This window comes from Mesorhizobium sp. P2_A12, from assembly GCF_056405075.1.
Window position 1 is genome coordinate 420,946 of the sequence record NZ_JBFUCU010000012.1, and the last position, 18,703, is coordinate 439,648.

General features: G+C 61.3%; 19 protein-coding genes and 1 tRNA gene. 11 read left to right on the top strand and 9 right to left on the bottom strand.

Translation table 11 applies throughout. The annotated features are described in order from the left end of the window. Window positions 1-178 precede the first annotated feature (178 nt). The 7 genes from AC1DZU_RS24550 to AC1DZU_RS24580 all read left to right on the top strand — a co-directional run bounded on the left by AC1DZU_RS24550 (window position 179) and on the right by AC1DZU_RS24580 (window position 6,433). Window positions 179-1,081, top strand: a complete 903-nt coding sequence (locus AC1DZU_RS24550) for a LysR family transcriptional regulator (RefSeq protein WP_477289135.1) — start codon at window positions 179-181, stop codon at window positions 1,079-1,081. Window positions 1,082-1,395: 314 nt separating this feature from the next. Beyond that, entirely contained in the window at window positions 1,396-2,280 is an 885-nt protein-coding gene (locus tag AC1DZU_RS24555; protein WP_477289137.1) for a cytochrome c oxidase subunit II, read from the top strand. 21 nt (window positions 2,281-2,301) lie between these two features. Beyond that, the gene (ctaD, locus tag AC1DZU_RS24560) at window positions 2,302-4,071 is read left to right on the top strand and encodes a cytochrome c oxidase subunit I (RefSeq protein WP_477289139.1); all 1,770 of its coding nucleotides are present in this window, start codon (window positions 2,302-2,304) and stop codon (window positions 4,069-4,071) included. Next, complete coding sequence (locus tag AC1DZU_RS24565; protein ID WP_477289141.1) at window positions 4,068-4,772, top strand: cytochrome c oxidase subunit 3; 705 nt, start codon at window positions 4,068-4,070, stop codon at window positions 4,770-4,772. The genes ctaD and AC1DZU_RS24565 overlap by 4 nt, the downstream gene beginning before the upstream one ends. A gap of 13 nt (window positions 4,773-4,785) precedes the next feature. Continuing rightward, on the top strand, window positions 4,786-5,505 hold the full coding sequence (locus AC1DZU_RS24570) for a heme-copper oxidase subunit III family protein (RefSeq protein ID WP_111547360.1): 720 nt from the start codon (window positions 4,786-4,788) through the stop codon (window positions 5,503-5,505). 9 nt (window positions 5,506-5,514) lie between these two features. After that, window positions 5,515-5,916 (top strand): cytochrome C oxidase subunit IV family protein, encoded by a 402-nt coding sequence (locus tag AC1DZU_RS24575; RefSeq protein WP_095087730.1) that lies wholly within the window; start codon window positions 5,515-5,517, stop codon window positions 5,914-5,916. Window positions 5,917-5,959: 43 nt separating this feature from the next. Then, a complete protein-coding gene (locus AC1DZU_RS24580) occupies window positions 5,960-6,433 on the top strand; it encodes an aminoacyl-tRNA deacylase (RefSeq protein ID WP_477289144.1) in 474 nt (157 codons plus the stop codon). A gap of 55 nt (window positions 6,434-6,488) precedes the next feature. Here the strand turns inward: AC1DZU_RS24580 and AC1DZU_RS24585 are convergent, their stop codons facing one another. From AC1DZU_RS24585 to tig, 5 genes are all read right to left on the bottom strand, one after another. Continuing rightward, window positions 6,489-7,301, bottom strand: a complete 813-nt coding sequence (locus AC1DZU_RS24585; protein ID WP_477289146.1) for a DUF2189 domain-containing protein — start codon at window positions 7,299-7,301, stop codon at window positions 6,489-6,491. Window positions 7,302-7,698: 397 nt separating this feature from the next. Further along, entirely contained in the window at window positions 7,699-8,634 is a 936-nt protein-coding gene (locus AC1DZU_RS24590) for a heme o synthase (RefSeq protein WP_477289148.1), read from the bottom strand. A 66-nt stretch (window positions 8,635-8,700) separates the two neighbouring features. Then, complete coding sequence (locus AC1DZU_RS24595) at window positions 8,701-9,081, bottom strand: c-type cytochrome (protein ID WP_477289150.1); 381 nt, start codon at window positions 9,079-9,081, stop codon at window positions 8,701-8,703. A gap of 192 nt (window positions 9,082-9,273) precedes the next feature. Further along, a complete protein-coding gene (locus AC1DZU_RS24600) occupies window positions 9,274-9,798 on the bottom strand; it encodes a hypothetical protein (RefSeq protein ID WP_477289152.1) in 525 nt (174 codons plus the stop codon). A 163-nt stretch (window positions 9,799-9,961) separates the two neighbouring features. Beyond that, window positions 9,962-11,437: a trigger factor gene (gene tig, locus AC1DZU_RS24605; RefSeq protein WP_477289154.1), complete on the bottom strand. Its 1,476-nt coding sequence runs from the start codon at window positions 11,435-11,437 to the stop codon at window positions 9,962-9,964. A gap of 374 nt (window positions 11,438-11,811) precedes the next feature. On the opposite strand from tig, the gene AC1DZU_RS24610 reads away from it, so the two are divergent. Then, window positions 11,812-11,894 (top strand) — tRNA-Leu (locus tag AC1DZU_RS24610). Window positions 11,895-11,996: 102 nt separating this feature from the next. On the opposite strand, the gene AC1DZU_RS24615 is transcribed toward AC1DZU_RS24610, so the two are convergent. From AC1DZU_RS24615 to AC1DZU_RS24630, 4 genes are read right to left on the bottom strand one after another with little or no spacing between them, the layout of a single operon-like run. After that, complete coding sequence (locus AC1DZU_RS24615; RefSeq protein ID WP_477289156.1) at window positions 11,997-13,445, bottom strand: aromatic amino acid lyase; 1,449 nt, start codon at window positions 13,443-13,445, stop codon at window positions 11,997-11,999. A 44-nt stretch (window positions 13,446-13,489) separates the two neighbouring features. Further along, the gene (locus tag AC1DZU_RS24620) at window positions 13,490-14,599 is read right to left on the bottom strand and encodes an acyltransferase family protein (RefSeq protein WP_477289158.1); all 1,110 of its coding nucleotides are present in this window, start codon (window positions 14,597-14,599) and stop codon (window positions 13,490-13,492) included. Between the two features lie 21 nt (window positions 14,600-14,620). Beyond that, window positions 14,621-15,205, bottom strand: coding sequence for a GDYXXLXY domain-containing protein (locus AC1DZU_RS24625; protein ID WP_477289160.1), 585 nt, complete (start codon window positions 15,203-15,205; stop codon window positions 14,621-14,623). Continuing rightward, on the bottom strand, window positions 15,202-16,320 hold the full coding sequence (locus AC1DZU_RS24630; protein ID WP_477289162.1) for a DUF2157 domain-containing protein: 1,119 nt from the start codon (window positions 16,318-16,320) through the stop codon (window positions 15,202-15,204). The genes AC1DZU_RS24625 and AC1DZU_RS24630 overlap by 4 nt, the downstream gene beginning before the upstream one ends. Before the next feature lie 239 nt (window positions 16,321-16,559). On the opposite strand from AC1DZU_RS24630, the gene AC1DZU_RS24635 reads away from it, so the two are divergent. From AC1DZU_RS24635 to trmFO, 3 genes are all read left to right on the top strand, one after another. Then, window positions 16,560-16,700: a DUF1127 domain-containing protein gene (locus AC1DZU_RS24635; RefSeq protein ID WP_013531315.1), complete on the top strand. Its 141-nt coding sequence runs from the start codon at window positions 16,560-16,562 to the stop codon at window positions 16,698-16,700. A 48-nt stretch (window positions 16,701-16,748) separates the two neighbouring features. Continuing rightward, a complete protein-coding gene (locus AC1DZU_RS24640; RefSeq protein ID WP_082525239.1) occupies window positions 16,749-16,889 on the top strand; it encodes a DUF1127 domain-containing protein in 141 nt (46 codons plus the stop codon). Between the two features lie 394 nt (window positions 16,890-17,283). After that, on the top strand, window positions 17,284-18,693 hold the full coding sequence (trmFO, locus tag AC1DZU_RS24645; RefSeq protein WP_477289164.1) for a methylenetetrahydrofolate--tRNA-(uracil(54)-C(5))-methyltransferase (FADH(2)-oxidizing) TrmFO: 1,410 nt from the start codon (window positions 17,284-17,286) through the stop codon (window positions 18,691-18,693). The last annotated feature ends 10 nt before the right edge of the window (window positions 18,694-18,703 follow it).

An 18,703-nucleotide genomic window follows, 5' to 3' on the forward strand; every position in this document is an offset into this window, starting at 1 on the left:
TTCGGATCGAAGGAAATCCGATTTGCTCGGCCGTTCGCCCCGGCGTTGCCAGGACGTCACCCTTGTAAGTCGTGCCATGACGTGATTCACGCGCATAACGATCAGTGTTAAAGTGACTCAGATTCACTGCTCATCGCGTTAGGCTCCGGCGGAGACCTGCAGGGCGAAGGGAGATCGAATGGTTTTCGATACACGGCTTCTGACCGGTGTCGGTGTCCTGGCAGCAGTAACGGAGGCAGGGAATTTCGCCCGCGCCGCGGAGATGCTCGGCCTGACGCCGTCAGCGGTGAGCCGGGCCGTCGCGCGCCTGGAAGCGCGGGTCGGTGTTCGGCTTTTCGATCGCAATCCACGCGAGGTCAGCCTCACCGAGGAAGGCCGCCGCTTCCACGCGCAGGTGATGCCGCTTCTGGCTGGGCTGGATGAGGCGGCCGCCGAGGCCGCGGGCGCGGCGGCGGTCGTGCGCGGTCGGCTGCGCATCTCCGTCGACCCGTGGTTCGCGCGTATGGTGCTGGCATCGAAGCTGCAGGCGTTTCTGGTCCGCTATCCTCTGCTGTCGGTCGATTTCCTGACCAGCAACTATCGCCAGGAGATGATGGCCGGCGTCGACGTGGCGGTACGGTTCGGGCCTCCCGACGAGTCATCCCTCATCGTGCGCAAGCTGCTGGAGACCCGCATCCTGACGGTCGCCGCTCCGGCCTATCTGGAAAAGCACGGCGAGCCGCGATCACCCGATGATCTCGTCAATCACGAAGCGCTTCTGTTCCGCGATCCCCAGACCGGCCTGCCCTTTCCCTGGGAGTTCCGGCGCGGCGGGGAGGTCAAGGAGGTCAAGGTCTCCAGTCGTCTGGTGATGGATGACCCTTCGGTCGCGATCGCCGCTTGCCTGGCCGGTCAAGGCATTTTCCAGAGCCTCGCGATCGGGTTGGCGCCACTACTGTCGCGAGGTGAGCTTGTTCAGATCCTGCCGGAATGGTCGGAGGAACTCTATCCGCTCTATGCCTATCATCCCTCGCGCCACCTCCCGCCGGCGAAGGTCCGGGCGCTTCTGGATTTCATCCAGGAGATTGCTGTCGGCGCGTAATCGATACTCGGCTTGTATCCCCGCGGTTTCGCAGAACTTTGAGCCTACAGCGCTGCAACTGATTTGAGCGTCATTCACGCGAGCGCAGCGGATCCAGGCGAATCGGTGTTGCAACTGCCGGCAACCATCAGGCGGAAAGGCCAATCCAGCATGAGGGCCAGGAAACGGCTTTTTCGAAAGGTCGCGGCGGCAAAAAGGGCGCATTTTTCCCGTCAAGATAGTCGGCTCTGGAATTTCGATCGCAAATCAAGCATGATGACCTTGGCATTCGCCGGGACAGCTTCGCGCGCCCTCGAATGCCGGGAGGACGGGACATGGCCGTAGCGCTTGTACTCGTTTTGGTCGTCGTGGGCTCGGTGTTGTTTCACCTCCTGAGCCCATGGTGGTGGACGCCGATTGCCTCCAACTGGAGCTATATCGACAACACCATCATCATCACCTTCTGGATCACCGGCGTCGTCTTCGCCGCGGTGGTTCTATTCATGGCCTATTGCGTCTTCCGCTTCCGTCATCGGGAAGGAAACCGGGCTGCCTACGAACCGGAGAACAAACGGCTCGAATCGTGGCTGACGATCGTCACCGCGGTTGGGGTCACGGCGTTGCTGGTTCCCGGCCTGTTCGTCTGGAGCCGGTTTGTCAACGTCCCGAGCGACGCAACCAACGTCGAAGTCGTCGGCCAGCAGTGGCAGTGGAGTTTCCGACTGCCCGGCAAGGACGGCAAGCTTGGCACATCCGACACCCGCGACGTCACCGCTGACAATCCGCTGGGCGTGATCGCCAGCGATCCCAATGGTCAGGACGATGTCGTGGTCGAGGCGGCTGATCTGCATCTGCCGGTCGGCAAGCCGGTCAAGATGCTGCTCCGCTCAATCGATGTGCTGCACGATTTCTATGTGCCGGAATTCCGCGCCAAGATGGACATGATCCCGGGTTCGGTCACCTATTTCTGGTTCACCCCGACCAAGACCGGAACCTTTCAGGTCCTGTGCGCCGAACTTTGCGGCCAAGGCCATCCTTTGATGCATGGTGTGGTCATGGTCGACACCCAGCAAGACTATCTGGCCTGGCTTGGCCAGCAGCAGACTTTCGCCCAGTTGTCGGCACCCCAGCAAACGGGCTCGGCAAACCAGGCGCCGGGCAAAACGACGGCGTCAGGTTTGAAAATTGCAGCAAAGCTCGAAACGGTCGGGTCTCGCTGAAAAGGACACGGAGGTGTTCCTATGGTCGACATCACGCCTGCAGATGGCATCCCGCCGGCCGAAGTCGCGGAGGTGGAACTTTACCATCCGCACAGTTGGTGGACGAAATACGTCTTCTCGCAGGACGCCAAGGTCATCGCCATCCAGTATTCGGCGACGGCGACGGGAATAGGCCTGGTCGCCCTGGTGCTGTCCTGGCTGATGCGGCTGCAGCTCGGCTTCCCCGGCACGTTCGACTTCATCACCCCGGAAGCTTATTACCAGTTCATCACCATGCACGGCATGATCATGGTGATCTACCTGCTCACCGCCCTCTTCCTCGGCGGCTTTGGCAACTATCTGATCCCATTGATGGTCGGCGCGCGTGACATGGTCTTTCCCTATGTCAACATGCTGAGCTACTGGATCTACCTGCTCGCCGTGCTGGTTCTGGTGTCGAGCTTCTTTGCGCCCGGCGGACCGACCGGGGCGGGCTGGACGCTCTACCCGCCGCAGGCCATCATGAGCGGCACACCAGGCGGCCAGGACTGGGGCATCATCCTGATGCTGTCCTCGCTGATCCTGTTCATCATCGGTTTCACGATGGGCGGCCTGAACTATGTGGTGACTGTGTTGCAGGGCCGTACGCGCGGCATGACAATGATGCGCCTGCCGCTGACCGTCTGGGGCATCTTCACCGCGACCGTCATGGCCCTGCTCGCCTTTCCGGCGCTGTTCGTCGCCTGCGTGATGATGCTGCTCGACCGCGCCCTCGGCACCAGCTTCTTCATGCCAGCGATCTCCGAGATGGGCGAGCAACTGCAGCACAATGGCGGCAGTCCGATCCTGTTCCAGCACCTGTTCTGGTTCTTCGGCCATCCCGAGGTCTACATCGTGGCGCTGCCGGCGTTCGGCATCGTATCCGACCTGATCAGCACCCATGCACGCAAGAACATCTTCGGCTACCGGATGATGGTCTGGGCCATCGTCGGCATTGGTGCGCTGAGCTTCGTGGTCTGGGCGCACCACATGTATGTCAGCGGCATGGACCCCTATTTTGGCTTCTTCTTCGCCACCACGACGCTGATCATCGCCGTTCCGACCGCCATCAAGGTCTACAATTGGGTGCTGACCCTATGGAGGGGCGACATCCATCTCACCATACCCATGCTCTTTGCCCTGGCGTTCATCGTCACCTTTGTGAACGGCGGGCTGACTGGGTTGTTTCTCGGCAATGTCGTCGTCGATGTTCCGCTGTCCGACACGATGTTCGTCGTCGCCCATTTCCATATGGTCATGGGTGTCGCCCCGATCCTCGTGGTTTTTGGCGCGATCTACCATTGGTACCCGAAGGTCACCGGCCGGATGCTCGACGAGATGTTGGGCCGGTTCCATTTCTGGGTCACCTTCCTCGGCGCCTATCTGATTTTCTTCCCCATGCACTACCTCGGCCTGATGGGCGTGCCGCGGCGCTACGCTGAACTGACCGACATGACCATCATGACGGAGTCGGCCCACCACCTGAACTCGTTCATCAGCATCATGGCCTTCATCGTCGGCTTTGCCCAAATGGTGTTCCTGTTCAATCTGATCTGGAGCATCCGCCATGGCCGCGAGGCCGGCGGCAATCCGTGGCGGGCCACGACCCTCGAATGGCAGACGCCGCATACACCGCCGACCCACGGCAATTTCGGCAAGGACCTGCCTATCGTCTATCGCTGGGCCTATGACTACAGCGTACCGGGCGCCAAGGAGGATTTCATCCCGCAGAACATGCCGGGCACCTTCGGCCCCTCGAGGGAGCCGGCATGAGCGTCATCCTGGTCTTCCTGCTCGTCATTGCCGGTTTTGCCGGATGGTGGCTTTCGCACCAGAGGCTGACGACCAAGCCATGGCTCGAACAAGGTCTGGCCGGCGATTTTGTCGGCCTCGACCGGTCGGCGTTGCCCACTGCCAAGATCGGCCTCGGCGTCTTCCTCGCCGTCGTCGGCTGCCTGTTTTCGCTGTTCACCAGCGCCTACTTCATGCGCATGGGCCTGTCGGACTGGCGGCCTCTGCCGCTGCCGCGCCTGCTCTGGCTGAACACGGGCGTGCTGGTCCTGAGCAGCATCGCGCTGCAATGCGCCGTGGTGGCGGCACGCAACGGTCAGATCGACATGGTTAGGCTTGGCCTTGCGACGGCCGGGCTCACGGCGCTTGCCTTCCTGGTCGGACAACTCATGGCATGGCGGCAGATGACCGACGATGGCTATCTGCTGAGCTCCAATCCGGCCAACAGCTTTTTCTACCTGATCACCGGTATGCATGGCCTGCACATACTGGGCGGGCTGGTGGGGCTCGGGAGAACAACCGTCGGTGCATGGAACGGAGCACGACCCGAGCGGCTTCGGCTCGGCGTCGAACTGTGCGCCATGTACTGGCATTTCCTGCTCTTCGTCTGGCTCGCCATCTTTGCGCTGCTGGCCGGTTGGGCGGCTACGTTCATCGACATTTGCCGACAGTTGCTGACCTGAAGGGATCAAGTGGATGGCAGAGACACTGACGCATATTGGCAAGACCGAGCCGCGGCCCTCAGGCTGGCAAGGCATTGCCGCCGACTGGTCCTCGGATCAGCGTGCGTTCAAGAACGTGTCCTGGGGCAAGGCCATGATGTGGATCTTCCTGCTCAGCGACACCTTCATCTTCGGCTGCTTCCTGCTCTCCTACATGACCGCGCGTATGTCGACACGCGTGCCGTGGCCCAATCCGAGCGAAGTCTTTGCGCTTCGCATCGGCGGCTCGGATATCCCGCTGATCCTGATCGCCATCATGACCTTCGTGCTGATCTCAAGCAGCGGAACGATGGCCATGGCGGTGAATTTCGGCTATCGCCGCGACCGCCGCAAGACGGCAATCCTCATGCTTCTGACTGCGGCACTCGGCGCGACCTTTGTCGGCATGCAGGCCTTCGAATGGACCAAGCTGATCACTGAAGGGGTGCGGCCTTGGGGCAATCCCTGGGGTGCGGCACAATTCGGTTCGTCTTTCTTCATGATCACCGGTTTCCACGGCACCCATGTGACGATCGGGGTGATCTTCCTGATCATCGTGGCCCGAAAGGTCTGGCGGGGCGATTTCGACACCGGACGGCGCGGTTTCTTCACCAGCCGCACGGGCCGCTACGAGAACGTCGAGATCATGGGGCTGTACTGGCACTTCGTCGACCTGGTCTGGGTGTTCATCTTCGCATTCTTCTATCTTTGGTGAGAGGCAGACATGGCAGAAGCAACCGCAAACGGCCTTGGACAACACGCACTTCATGCTGGTCATGCACATGAGGCGCCGGCGGCCGTCGCCCACGCCGACCAGCATCAGGAACATCCCATCAAGCTCTATCTGGTGGTCTGGGCATGGCTGTTCATCCTCAGCACCTGCTCCTACCTGGTCGACTATTTCGGCCTGCAGGGCTATCTTAGATGGTCGCTGATCCTGATCTTCATGATCCTCAAGGCAGGGCTGATCGTGGCTGTCTTCATGCACATGGCCTGGGAGCGGCTGGCGCTGGCCTATGCGATCATCCTGCCGCCGATACTGGTGCTGGTGTTCACGACAATGATGGTCTTCGAAGCCGACTACACCCTTTTCACCAGGCTGGCGTTTTTCGGATCCGGGCACTGACGCGCAAACCCGTGCGTCGCTCACTCCGGCAAGGGAGGCCAAGATGACGATCGCAAACAGACTGAAGGACTTCATCGACGGCAAGGGAATTTCCTACGACACCGTCGCTCATCATCGCACGTCGACAAGCCGGCAGTCGGCCATAGCCGCGCATGTGCCCGGCAGCATCATGGCGAAATCCGTGGTCGTTCACCACGAGCTTGGCTATACGCTGGCCGTGGTTCCGAGCACCCACAGGATCGAACTTGGCAGGCTGCAAGACGTCATGGACAAGCGTCTCGGACTCGCCTCCGAAGACGAGGTGATTTCGCTCTTTGATGATTGCGACACCGGTGCCATCCCGCCGATCGGCGCAGCCTATGACGTGCCGGTGATTGTCGATGAAAGCCTTGGCGATGCCGCGGATATCTACTTCGAAGGCGGCGACCATAGAACGCTGGTGCATGTCAGCGGCAAGGATTTCCGCAACCTGACCATGGGCGCATACCAAGCCCGCTTCAGTCACCCGGCTTACTGACGGCTTCGATCGAACTGCACCGGCACCCAGCCGGTGCAGTCAGGCAGAACCTTCCTCAACTCGCCGGTCTGGCGGGCGACTCCACGACCTTGCGGTAGACATGCCAGGTGGCGTGACCGAGGATCGGCAAAACGACGGCCAGCCCGGCGAACACCGGCAGCGAGCCGATGATCAGGGCAACGGCTACGATCAGTCCCCAGACAGCCATGGTGATCGGGTTCGCCAGCACCGCACGCACCGAGGTGTGGATGGCTTCGTAGGCGCCGACGTCGCGGTCGAGCAACAATGGGAAGGCGACGACCGTCGTGCACAACACCACCACGGCGAAGACGAAGCCGATGACGTGCCCAAGGATAATCAGCGTCCAGCCGCGGCCGGTGGCAAATATCTCATTGATGAAGCCGGATATCGATTCCGGCGGCGCCGGACCGAAAAGATATTGGTAGAACATCTGCGCCGTCAAAAGCCAGGCGATGAAGATCGCAAACAGCATGATTCCGACCGCTGCGATGGCCGGCAGCGCCGGAGAATTCCTGACCTCGAAAGCGTGTCTCCAGGAAGTGTCCAGTCCGGCTTCCCGTCTGCGGCTGATTTCATAGAGGCCGATCGCCGCGAAGGGGCCAATCAGCGCAAAACCGGAGACCAGTGGAAACAACAACGGCAACGCATTGGCGCCAGAAGTCCAGGCGGCCAGCACGACGCCCACGAGCGGATAGATCAGGCAGAGAAAAACGATGTGCGATGGTTTGACCATGAAATCGTCGACGCCCCGTTTGAGCGCGTCGAAAAGGTCGGAAACACTGATTTTTCGAATTTTGGTATGCTCCAGCGTCTCGCTGGCGCCTGCGATCACATGAAAGCTTGCCATGACCATTCCCTCCAGACCAGGTCCGGTAAGGTCGCGGTTTAGCGGTGCTGTCGTTCTGCGAGACTGGCCACGCAAAACCGCGACCTGCACCGGAATCAACATACTCTCTTGCCAGGGACTTGTCGCCCTTTGTCAGAAGACCTCCGGCTGTCCGGCTAGCTCTGGTGGTCTTTTTTCGCTATTCTCGTACAGCACCGCGCGCCCTTTTTTGGCCGCGCAGAGGTTGAAGGTCATGGACGGAAGGACGCTTCTCATACTCGGCCTTGGCATAGTCGCCCTGCTGATCCTGGGATTCTGCGCAATACCATCGTGATGTTCGAGCAGGCCTGGTCTGCAACGTCTTCAATGCACCCATTACAGTTCGGCCATATCGATCCGGCGGGTTTCCTTTATGCCGTCAACCTCCGGCTGACATGAACGCTCGCGTTGCGATGGTGTCGGCAAGCAGTATGGCAAAGATCGCGAAAAGATAAAAAATCGAGAAGGCAAACAAAGCCTTTGCAGGCTTCATCTCCTTGTCTGGAACGACTAGGACCTTCCAGGCGTGCCAGATGAATCCCGCGCCCAATGCGGCTGAGGCAACTCCATAAATCCCGCTCGCGAATCCGAACGCCCAGGGCAGCACGCCGATTGGCGCCAGCAGCAGTGAATAGGCGAACATCTGTTTTCTGGTCGAGGCCTGACCGGCAACGTTCGGCATCATCGGGATGCCGGCAGCGGCGTAGTCGCCGACCTTGAACAGCGCGAGCGCCCAGAAATGCGGCGGGGTCCACAGAAAGATGATCAGAAACAGGATGACGCTTTCAGCGCTGACGGCGCCGGTTGCGGCCGCCCAGCCAATGACAGGAGGAAGGGCACCCGCCGCGCCGCCGATGACGATGTTCTGCGGCGTCGAGCGCTTCAGCCACATCGTATAGATGACGACGTAGAAGAAGATGGTGAAGGCCAGCAGCGATGCGGCAAGCCAGTCCACCAGCACGCCGAGGGTCATCACCGAAAGCGCGGAGAGCACCAGGCCGAAGCCGAGAGCTTCGCCCGGCGTGACGCGGCCCGACGGCACCGGCCGCTTTGATGTGCGCGACATCAGCGCGTCGATGTCCGCGTCGTACCACATGTTAAGGGCCCCGGCCGCTCCTGCTCCGATCGCAATCGCACCGATTGCAATCACGGCGATGACCGGGTTCATCGCGCCAGGCGCCGCCATCAGGCCAACGAAGGCAGTGAATACGGCAAGCGCCATGACCCGCGGCTTCAAAAGCGCGAAGAAATCACCCGCCGTCGCTTCCGAGAGACGGATGCCGGTATCCTTGAGGCGGTTGTCCCTAGTCGACATCCCAGACCGATGGAAGCAGGCAACCCACGCGATGATCCTGAACTGAAGGCTCGCGAGCGAGCCAGGTCACTTGGAGAACGTCTTCAGATAGGCAATGACGTTGGCCACGTCCGCATCGTTCTTGAGGCCAGGAAATGCCATCTTGGTCCCTTTGACCATGGCCTTGGGATCGTGAAGATAGGTCGTCAGTGTTGGTTCGTCCCATTTGACGCCGGATTTGCCGGCCGCGATCATGGCATCGGAATATTTGAAATCCGGATGCGTACCGGCAACGCGGCCGATGACGCCATGCAGCGACGGACCGATCTTGTTCTTGTCCTCATCCGCGACGTGGCAGACCTTGCATTTTGTGAAGACCTTCTCGCCAGCCGCAGCATCCTGAGCCTTCGATGGATTGGCAACGAAGGTTGCAACAGAAACGACGGCGAAAAACGCGACCAAACGCATGACTTTTCTCCCTGATCGTCAAATGTGCCTGAAATAATCTGCGCACACCGGTGCCACCAGCAACGCGCCTTGCACGGCAGAACAGATTATCGGAATCTCCCCCAAATGGAATTGCGGCACCTATGTACCACGGATTCTGGCCGGCGGGTAGAAGAGGTCAGCCGCGCAAAGGTTTAGGTCGTCTGCAGCGGCTCAGGGTACATTCGTGTTGCAGCTGCCGGCAACCTGGCTGACGGCTTCATCGAACCCCGCGAGGTCGAAATCGGCCTCCCCTCGCCCCGACAGCAAGCCGAACCGCCAGGAAAGCTGGAGCCGGTTCGCGGCGCCGAGCCGTTTGATGCCGTCGGCGCCGTCGCGCATCAGCCTGCGGCCGCGCGGCCCGACGGACCAGCTTTCATCGAACTTGCCGCCCTGGTCGAGCGTGACCGACACGGTGATCTTGCGGCTGGCCGAGACGGTGTCGTTCAGTTGCAGCCATTCGGTCCAACGCGGTTCGCTGTTGGCCCGGCAACCAATGGTCAGGATCGGACTGTAGCTCAACGCACCGCCTCCGGTGATCAGCTTGTTGGTGGCATAGAGCGACGCCGTGACGAGGCCGTCTTCGGCCGTTTCGAACCGCCAATTCTCAAGCACCGTATCGGCGCGGGCAATGCCGCAGACCGAAACGAGGACCAGCGCCATTGCCGAGGCGTGTCCCACTTCGACGAACAGTCTCAACGCGCGTCTCCGACGAACCAAGCGGCTTGCGATAGAGGATAATCATCAAAGCTTCGTATCGCCACTGGCCACCACCCGCGAAGTCTTCCGGCTGTTGCAGTTTAGCAACGAAAAAGGCCGCCTCAAAGGGCGGCCTTCGTCAATTCCACGGAAAGCGCCGGGCTTATTCGGCGTCCTTGGCGGCCTTCTTCTTCGGCGCGGCCTTCTTCTTGGGCTCTTCCGCGTCGTCGGCCTTCTTGTCGTCAGCCTTCTTGGCGGCGGCTTTCTTCGCCGGCTTCGCCTTGACGGCGGTATCGGCCTCCTCGTCGTCGGCCATCAGCTCTTCCTTGCTGACCTTGACGTCGGTGACCGAGATCTGGCCGAGCAGATGGTCGACCACCTTCTCCTCGAACATCGGCGCCCGCAGCGTGTTCAACGCTTCCGGGTTGTTGCGGTAGAACTCGAAGACTTCCTGCTGCTGGTTGCCAGGATACCGGCGCACCTGCTCGAACAGCCCGCGCTGCAACTCCTCGTCCGATACCGTCACGCCGGCCTTCTCGCCGATTTCAGCCAGCACCAGGCCAAGACGCACGCGGCGCTCGGCAAGACGCAGATATTCGGCACGTGCCTCTTCTTCCGTCGTCTCTTCGTCGGCGAAGGTGCGGCCGGCCGCTTCCAGGTCGCGATTGACCTGGGCCCAGATGTTGTTGAACTCGGCGTCGACGAGCTTCGACGGCGCCTCGAACGAGTAGGACGCGTCGAGCTGGTCGAGCAACTGGCGCTTGACCTTCTGGCGCGTCATGGCGCCGAACTGGTTTTCGATCTGGCCACGCACGACGTCGCGCAGGCGCTCCAGCGACTCCAGGCCAAGGTTCTTGGCCGTCTCGTCGTTGATTTCCAGTTCACCGGGCTGGGACACTTCCTTGACGGTGACGTCGAAGGTCGCTTCCTTGCCGGCAAGATGCGCCGCCTGGTAGTTGTCCGGGAAGGTTACGGTGATCTGCTTTTCGTCGCCGGCCTTGGCGCCGACCAGCTGATCCTCGAAGCCCGGGATAAACTCCTTCGAACCCAGCACCAGCGGCTGATCGGTGCCGGCGCCGCCATTGAAGGCCTCGCCGTCGATCTTGCCGACATAGTCGATGGTGACGCGGTCGCCATTGGCGGCCTTGCCGCTCTTCAGCTCGTAGCTGCGTGCCGATTCGGCAACGCGCTGGACCTGCTCGTCGATCTCGGTGTCCGGCACGTCGAACACCTGGCGCGTCACCTTGATGTCGGAGAAATCCTTGATCTCGATCGCCGGAATGATCTCGTAGTTGAGGCGGAACTCGAAGTCGGCGCCGCCGGCCAGGATCTTCTCGGCCTCCTTCTCGTCCTCGGTCATGATGACTTCGGGCTGCATGGCAGCCTTTTCGCCGCGCCCGGTAATGATCGTGCGGGTCGAATCATTGAGGATTTCGTTGACCACCTCGGCCATGAACGACTTGCCGTAGACCTTGCGCAGGTGCTGCACCGGCACCTTGCCGGGGCGGAAGCCGTTGATGCGGACCTTGTTCCTGGCGTCCGAAAGCCGCGCCATCAGCTTGGCTTCCATGTCACCGGCCGGCACGGTGACCTTGATCTCGCGCTTGAGACCGGAGTTGAGTGTTTCGGTGACCTGCATCGTAAAACCTTTGTTTTCACCAATGAGACTGCCACGGCCTCTGCCGCTCACAGCCTGCCGGTATAATCTTGCCGGGAATGGCTTTTGGTACGGAACCTGGCGATTTGACCGAAAATACGGCTCAAACTCTCCCAAACTGCGTTCCAAAATGTGAATAAGTTCTTGTTTTTCCTACTTCTTATCACATTTTGCAGAAGCGGATCGTCGCGTCCCGTCACATTCGACACGCCTTTTGTCACAGGCGGGGCTATTTTTCAACCATTCTTCGCATTTCGGCGAACAACCAACATTTGGCCCTGACCCGGACTTGTTCCTGACCCCAACCTTGTTCCTGACATTGACAGAATGATGGCTACATGGGATTGCCGGTCCATGCGGGTATGGCGGAACTGGTAGACGCACCAGATTTAGGTTCTGGCGAGAGATCGTGGGGGTTCGAGTCCCTCTACCCGCACCACCGTCCCACCCGGTAGTGGATTAGGTTCCAGTGCCGAAAGGCGTGGGGGGTCGAGTCATCCGCACCAATTCACCGGCCACGACTCCTTCCCGGCATCGGTGCCTACGCCTCGAACGCTCTCCCTGTGAACCATGCGGCCAGGTTCGCCAGTTCAGGCCCAAGCACGCGATCGTCGCCGACAGGCGGCACGATACCCCTGATGTCATCGACAAATGGCTGCAGCGCCGGCGGTGGCGCGCGTTCGGTAACGTGCAGCGCCTGCGAGGCCATCATCGCCAGCATCGCCATTGCGGCATCAACGCAGCGGCCGGCGGTCGCCTCCTTGGTCCATGCGAAGAACGCCGTGGTGGCGACATCGTCCTGCCCGGCACCGGCCGATTCCGTTCCCGGAATGAAGGTGCGCTGCGCGGCGAGCTTGGCCTGCTCGAGATAGCCGGTGATCGCCATCGGCACATAGCCAACACTGCCGTGGCCATCGCTGTCGGCCCAATGCCGCCCGGTCATCAAAAGATCGGGCAGCAGCGACACCTTGCCGTTCAAAAGCTTGGAGGCATGACGGTCGCAGAGCAGGCAGATGTCGGCCCATATCGCCGCCAGATCGTCCAGCGCCGGTGTCGCCATGGCATTGTGATAGCCGCCGGTGCTGATGCAGCGGCCGAGCGGATGTGCGTCGTCCGGCGGGATATAGACCGGATTGTCGGATATCGACACCAGCGAGACGGTGGCCGCCCGCTCGGCGGACGACAGCGCACGATGCGCCTGGCCGAGGACGCGCGGCACGATCCGATAGCTGACCGGCGCCTGATAATTGCGCCGGCCGTCTCCGGCGCCGACCAGGAATTCCCGCAACCCCTGGAGGGCCGCGGCTTCATGGTCGTCACCCCAGAGCGTATCGAGCGCCGCGTCGTAGTGCTCGAGCGGGGCGCGAAACGCTTCGATCGACAGTGCGAACACCTTGTGCGCCATGCGGATGCGGCGGCGTGCCGCGAGCGCTGCGTCGGCCACCAGCGCGGCAGCGCAAGGCGAGCCGTTGATCAGCGAGCCCCGCTCCTTGACCTCGAGGTCGCAGCGCGCCGAGAGCCCGGCAAACAGCGGATAGAGCGCCAGGATCTCGCCGGCGCCGCCCTGGCCGGAGGCCGGTACGGTTGGCATCGGGCCGCCGTCGAGCATCGCGGCAACGGCGAGCGCGATGCGCGGCGTGGTGGCTGCGTTGCCCTCGATGAAGTTCGTCAGCCGAGCAAGCACGATCGCCCGGACCACCCGATCGGGCAAGGGATCGCCGAACGAGGTGGCGGCGGCGAACGCCTTGATGCGCGCATGGCGATCCCGCTCGTCAAGTTCGAGCTTGCGGCTCGCCAACTCCCCCATCGCGGTGGTTACGCCATAAATGACCGGCGGAGGGTCGGATTCGATGAGCTTGAGGAACGCGGCTCGGCATTCGACGATGCGCTGCAAGGCCCTCTCGCCGATCTGCACCGTCTCCTTCTTCCAGGCGACGCGAAAAACCGTATCGAGATTGATGTCTTCACGCGCCGACAGGGTGATTGGCATGCTTCTTACCGTCCAAGTGGGAGACCGCCGAGGGCGTCCGTCGACTATACCTGCGCTCCCGCCAAAGCAGTCTCTCGTGTAACATTTCGTCTTGCGATGAGCCGCCGGCAGAAGCGCCGGCTGGGCTCTTCAACAAATCTGAAACTCAGCCACGAGACCAGAAGCGTTGCAACGACTGCGGCGGCGAAGGCCAGTGAGAAGTTCAAGGCCGGGTAGAGGTTGTAGATGACGGCGAACCCAACCGGCATGTGCAGCAGATAGAGCGAATAGCTGATGTCGCCAAAGAAGCCAAAGGGTTGAGGAACGGTCTTTGGTGTCCATTGCATGCACAGCCAGAACACGATGATGGCCAACGGATATGTTGCCAAAATCGGGAACAACGAATCATCGAGCAGAACCTGGGGCCGCCAGATGCCCCACCAGATGCCCACCCGCACCGCATAGAACAAAAAGACTTCAGCAGTCCCCAGAGCCATCGCCATCTGGCCGCTAATACGCTGCTCACGAAACAGGAAGAAGAGGCGGCCGATCAAGAACAGAGGCAGATACCCAAGCGGCGAGAATTGCACGGCAGGGGTTCCATTGATGTTCGCGCCAGCCATGATCGCATAAGATGCAGCGGTCAGTATGAGCGTGGACTTGAGTGGTTTGCGCCTTATCATGGGCGCAATGCACCAGACCATAATATAGAATACAACCTCGGGGAAAAGCGTCCAGGTCACGGGCAAGACGTGCCTCCCGATCCCTGCGAACTGATCCACCAGAAAGAACGTCCTCGCATAGTCGGCGAATGAGAACGGAATGGGCACGACCGTCCCGACGTAGGTCCCGATCGCCGTCGCGATAAGGGCGAACAAGATAGGCGGCCACAAGCGAAACACGCGCTTGATGGCGAAAGACATCCGGGTCTCTTCCTCGACCACATAGCTGATGATGAAGCCGCTGATCAGGAAGAAGATCACAACGCCCAGGTGGGCGCCACTTTGGTACAGCCCAAGCGGTGTCCCCAACAGGCGTTCGAAATACCTCAAGGGCGTCCAGTCGGCGTGGTAATGCCAGACGGTCAAGCCCGAGAGATGCACCCACATCACAGGCAGCGGAGCGACGCCTCTTAACAGGTGGATGAAGTGAATTTCGTTTCGATGAGCGCCCATTCTGGCTGTCCCTCTAATCCTCTAATAGAGCGGCTCCTCGAAAAGCGCCTTGTCGCCGTCGACCAGCGCCTTGATCTGCGCGGTGCCGTCGCCAGCCAGCGCGAGGCGGATGCCGAACGGGCGTACCCGCATGTCGTTCTGGATCGCCGTCCCCTCTCCTTCGGGCAGATAGAAGCGCTCGATGCCGTAATCCGGGGCGATGGTCATGCCTTCGCTGCGAAGATCCCAGCCCTCGGCGACATGGCCTGATATGTCGGCCTCATCGGCAGCGGCCGGCATCGGCGCCTTGCCGAACCAGGCGGTGGTGGGCGTCCAGTAGCCGTCGGCACCCCTCTTCAACCGGACGACGATCGGCGTGTCGTCGCTCGAAAATTTGTCGGCCGGGATGTTGGCGATCATCTTCACCGGTATCCGCGAAATCGCATAGCCTAGGATAATGTAGTCGCCACGCAGGAGATCGCGCGGATCGACGGGTTCGATCTTCAGCAGCACTTCCTTGCCGTTGCGCAGGATCGCCGCCCTGCCGGCGATGATCCAGCTCAGGAAACCTATCTGGACGAGCGCCAGCACCAGCGCCGAGATGATCAGCCTCTTTCCGGTCATCATGCCGTGGCTCCCTTGGCGGCTGGGCCCTTCATGCGTTTTTCGATGCGGATGATGACGAGCGCAAGGATGCCGAGCAGCACCGCGGCGGCAAGGAAGAAGCCGGCGGTGTCGAGCATCGATTGCAACATCACCACATAGATGATGGCGATTTCAAAGGCGAAACCGGCATAGGCAAGCCAGCGCAACCCGCGGCTCTCCCTTCCTGCCAGCACGATTGCCGCGACGATGCCGGCCAACGCAATCACCGAAGCGATGGCGAACCCGCTGTCGTAGGTGCTTTCATCGGCCAGTTCGAACTGGACCATTGCCAGGCCGGTGAGAAAGCCGAGCAAAGCGTGCAGGGGCAAGCGGCCGCCGAGTTGGACGATCCGGTCGACCGGCTCTGGCGCGAAGACGGAAGCCGCGAACAGCAGTGCCGATGCGGCGACGAGCGGGATCGCCACCTGCAGTGTGTTGTGGCTTGTCACCAGCAGTACCAGATAGAAGAGCAGCGACAGGATGATCAGGTGCCGCGCCGGCTGGCTGCGGGTCCAGAACGAGACGGCAAACAGCACCATCGCCATGACCACGAAGAGATGCGGAAAGTCGCTGCGGCTGTAATAATCGAAGCCTTTCAGGAACAGCCAGGCATCGGCGATGCCGACCGCAGCCACGGTCAGCGGGTTCGACCGCAGCGCGACCGCCGCCAACGCCGTGCCCGCGCCCCAGGTGACCAAGGCCGACGTCTCGTCGCCGGAGAGATGATACATCTGGCCGATCAGCGCGATCGAGCCGCCGAATGCCGCCGCCGCCACGATCCACAATGCCTCGCCGATCGCCGCATGGTCGCGCGTCTTCAACAGCGCGCCGCCGACATAGCCGCCAAGGATGATGGCAAAAAGTGCCGCGACCCGCGCCAGCCTTGGGATAGCATCCCAGTTGGCGGCGACGAAAATCAGGATGGCGGCGCCGAACAGCAAGGCGGCCATCATTGCCAGAATCGAGCCGAAGCTGAGCGATTTGCGCTCGCTTGCCTCGACGTCGCGGGTCAGGGAATCGGCGGTCGCGGCGTCGATCAGGCCGGCCTGCCGCCAGCGCGCAATATCCGACCTTACTCGTGTCGAATAGCCCGCCATGCCGCTTCTCCCCCCCGTTTGGTCTTTTTTTCAGCCGACCCGGTCAAACCGTTGACGCAACGGCATTTTCCGATTCGGGTTTCTTTGTGTCAGGTCCGTGAACGCGCGTTAATGCTGCATTGCACAATTTGCATTGCTGCCATGCAGCCATAGCGCTTTTAAATCGATATAGGCCCGCCTATCTATGGTTCGTACACAAAGACGGAATGATCCGGAAGAAAGACGAAACGAGAAATACCATGAACCTGATCCGCAACTACCGCAACTGGCGCCGCTACAGGGACACCGTGTCCGAGCTGAGCCGCCTGAGCAACCGTGAACTGACCGACCTCGGCATCAGCCGCAGCGACATTCCTTACGTCGCTCGCAAGGCGGTCTAATTCTTCGGACCGCGAATGGTCCGAACAAGTTTGAAAAAGAGAACGACAATGAACCTGATCCGCAACTATCGTAACTGGCGCGTTTATCGCGAGACGGTTAGCGAGCTGGGTCGCCTTTCGAACCGTCAGCTCCATGATCTCGGTATCGTCCGCGACGAAATCAAGATCGTCGCCCGCCGGGCGATCTAACTACCAGAATTTCGCCAGGGTCGACCTCCTCCCCGACCCTGACGGATCCGGTCGACCTTCACCTCCTCCCGAGGGTTGACCACAAAAACGGCGCCCGCCGCACCTCCTCCCGCGGCGGGCGTTGTTCCCCCGGGGCAAACGAATTTTGCCCCAGAGGTTTCGCCCCTTTCAAAAATGGCGAAAGAGATTTCGTCAAAGCCGACCTCCTCCCCGGCGATGACGAATACGGTCGGCCTTCACCTCCTCCCGAGGGTCGACCCCAAAAACGACACCCGCCGGACCTCCTCCCCCGGCGGGTGTTGTTGTTTTCAGGGTTTGGTCGCGCCCGCAGCCGTTTGCCCTACTCCACGCACGGCAATTGCAATCACGGCTCCAAGCGATTATTCCGGCGCTCATGAGCAAAAATCCCATCCACATCATCGGCGGCGGCCTCGCCGGTTCGGAAGCCGCCTGGCAGGCAGCCGAGGCGGGCGTGCCGGTCATCCTGCACGAAATGCGGCCCGTTCGCGGCACTGATGCGCATAAGACCGACGGCCTGGCCGAGCTGGTCTGCTCCAATTCATTCCGCTCCGACGACGCCGAAAACAACGCCGTCGGCCTGTTGCATGCCGAAATGCGGCTGGCCGGCTCATTGATCATGAGCGCCGGCGACGCCAACCAGGTGCCGGCAGGCGGTGCGCTTGCCGTCGACCGCGACGGCTTCTCCGACGCGGTGACGAAGAAACTCGAAGCGCATCCGCTGATCACTATCCAGCGCGAGGAAGTGCCGGGCTTGCCGCCGGCGGACTGGGACCAGGCGATCATCGCCACGGGTCCGTTGACCGCGCCTTCGCTTGCCCAGTCGATCGCGGAGGCGACCGGCGCCGATGCGCTGGCTTTCTTCGACGCCATCGCGCCGATCATCCACTTCGACACGATCGACATGGATGTCTGCTGGTTCCAGTCGCGCTACGACAAGGTCGGACCGGGCGGCACCGGCAAGGACTACATCAATTGCCCGATGGACAAGGAGCAATATCTCGCCTTCGTGCAGGCGTTGGTCGACGGCCAAAAGACTGAATTCAAGCAATGGGAAGGCACGCCCTATTTCGACGGCTGCCTGCCGATCGAGATCATGGCCGAACGCGGCGTCGAGACGCTGCGCTATGGGCCGATGAAACCAATGGGGCTGACCAATGCGCACAATCCGACGGTCAAGGCCTATGCCGTCGTCCAGCTGCGGCAGGACAATGCGCTGGGCACGCTCTACAACATGGTCGGTTTTCAGACCAAGCTGAAGCATGCCGAGCAGGTGCGCGTGTTCCGCACCATACCGGGCCTGGAAAACGCCGATTTCGCCCGCCTCGGCGGCCTGCACCGCAACACCTACATCAACTCGCCGACCTTGCTCGACGCTTCGCTGCAGCTGAAGTCGCGCCCCGGCCTGCGCTTCGCCGGCCAGATCACCGGCTGCGAGGGCTATGTCGAAAGTGCTGCGATCGGCCTGCTCGCCGGCCGTTTCGCCGCCGCCGAGAGGCTCGGCCATGCACCGTCGCTGCCACCGCTCACCACGGCCTTCGGCGCATTGCTCAACCACATCACCGGCGGCCACATCGTGTCCGACGACGAACCGGGAAAACGCTCCTTCCAGCCGATGAATGTCAATTTCGGCCTGTTCCCGCCAATGGAAGCACCGAAGTCAGAAGGCAAGCGCCTGCGCGGCAAGGACAAGACTGTCGCCAAGCGGCAGGGGATAACCGCACGTGCGCGCGCCGATTGCCGGCAATGGCTGGGGCTGGCATCCCAATCGGAAGCCGCCGAGTAGCCCTGCTCTT

What these genes read in the sequence shown, in the direction of transcription:
- AC1DZU_RS24590 (WP_477289148.1), bottom strand. Translation starts at nt 8,634, where the DNA reads ATGTCGACTAGGGACAACCGCCTCAAGGATACCGGCATCCGTCTCTCG.
- AC1DZU_RS24555 (WP_477289137.1), top strand. Translation starts at nt 1,396, where the DNA reads ATGGCCGTAGCGCTTGTACTCGTTTTGGTCGTCGTGGGCTCGGTGTTG.
- AC1DZU_RS24565 (WP_477289141.1), top strand. Translation starts at nt 4,068, where the DNA reads ATGAGCGTCATCCTGGTCTTCCTGCTCGTCATTGCCGGTTTTGCCGGA.
- AC1DZU_RS24575 (WP_095087730.1), top strand. Translation starts at nt 5,515, where the DNA reads ATGGCAGAAGCAACCGCAAACGGCCTTGGACAACACGCACTTCATGCT.
- AC1DZU_RS24630 (WP_477289162.1), bottom strand. Translation starts at nt 16,320, where the DNA reads ATGGCGGGCTATTCGACACGAGTAAGGTCGGATATTGCGCGCTGGCGG.
- AC1DZU_RS24580 (WP_477289144.1), top strand. Translation starts at nt 5,960, where the DNA reads ATGACGATCGCAAACAGACTGAAGGACTTCATCGACGGCAAGGGAATT.
- trmFO (WP_477289164.1), top strand. Translation starts at nt 17,284, where the DNA reads ATGAGCAAAAATCCCATCCACATCATCGGCGGCGGCCTCGCCGGTTCG.
- AC1DZU_RS24625 (WP_477289160.1), bottom strand. Translation starts at nt 15,205, where the DNA reads ATGATGACCGGAAAGAGGCTGATCATCTCGGCGCTGGTGCTGGCGCTC.
- AC1DZU_RS24595 (WP_477289150.1), bottom strand. Translation starts at nt 9,081, where the DNA reads ATGCGTTTGGTCGCGTTTTTCGCCGTCGTTTCTGTTGCAACCTTCGTT.
- AC1DZU_RS24635 (WP_013531315.1), top strand. Translation starts at nt 16,560, where the DNA reads ATGAACCTGATCCGCAACTACCGCAACTGGCGCCGCTACAGGGACACC.
- AC1DZU_RS24550 (WP_477289135.1), top strand. Translation starts at nt 179, where the DNA reads ATGGTTTTCGATACACGGCTTCTGACCGGTGTCGGTGTCCTGGCAGCA.
- AC1DZU_RS24620 (WP_477289158.1), bottom strand. Translation starts at nt 14,599, where the DNA reads ATGGGCGCTCATCGAAACGAAATTCACTTCATCCACCTGTTAAGAGGC.
- AC1DZU_RS24585 (WP_477289146.1), bottom strand. Translation starts at nt 7,301, where the DNA reads ATGGCAAGCTTTCATGTGATCGCAGGCGCCAGCGAGACGCTGGAGCAT.
- tig (WP_477289154.1), bottom strand. Translation starts at nt 11,437, where the DNA reads ATGCAGGTCACCGAAACACTCAACTCCGGTCTCAAGCGCGAGATCAAG.
- AC1DZU_RS24640 (WP_082525239.1), top strand. Translation starts at nt 16,749, where the DNA reads ATGAACCTGATCCGCAACTATCGTAACTGGCGCGTTTATCGCGAGACG.
- AC1DZU_RS24615 (WP_477289156.1), bottom strand. Translation starts at nt 13,445, where the DNA reads ATGCCAATCACCCTGTCGGCGCGTGAAGACATCAATCTCGATACGGTT.
- ctaD (WP_477289139.1), top strand. Translation starts at nt 2,302, where the DNA reads ATGGTCGACATCACGCCTGCAGATGGCATCCCGCCGGCCGAAGTCGCG.
- AC1DZU_RS24570 (WP_111547360.1), top strand. Translation starts at nt 4,786, where the DNA reads ATGGCAGAGACACTGACGCATATTGGCAAGACCGAGCCGCGGCCCTCA.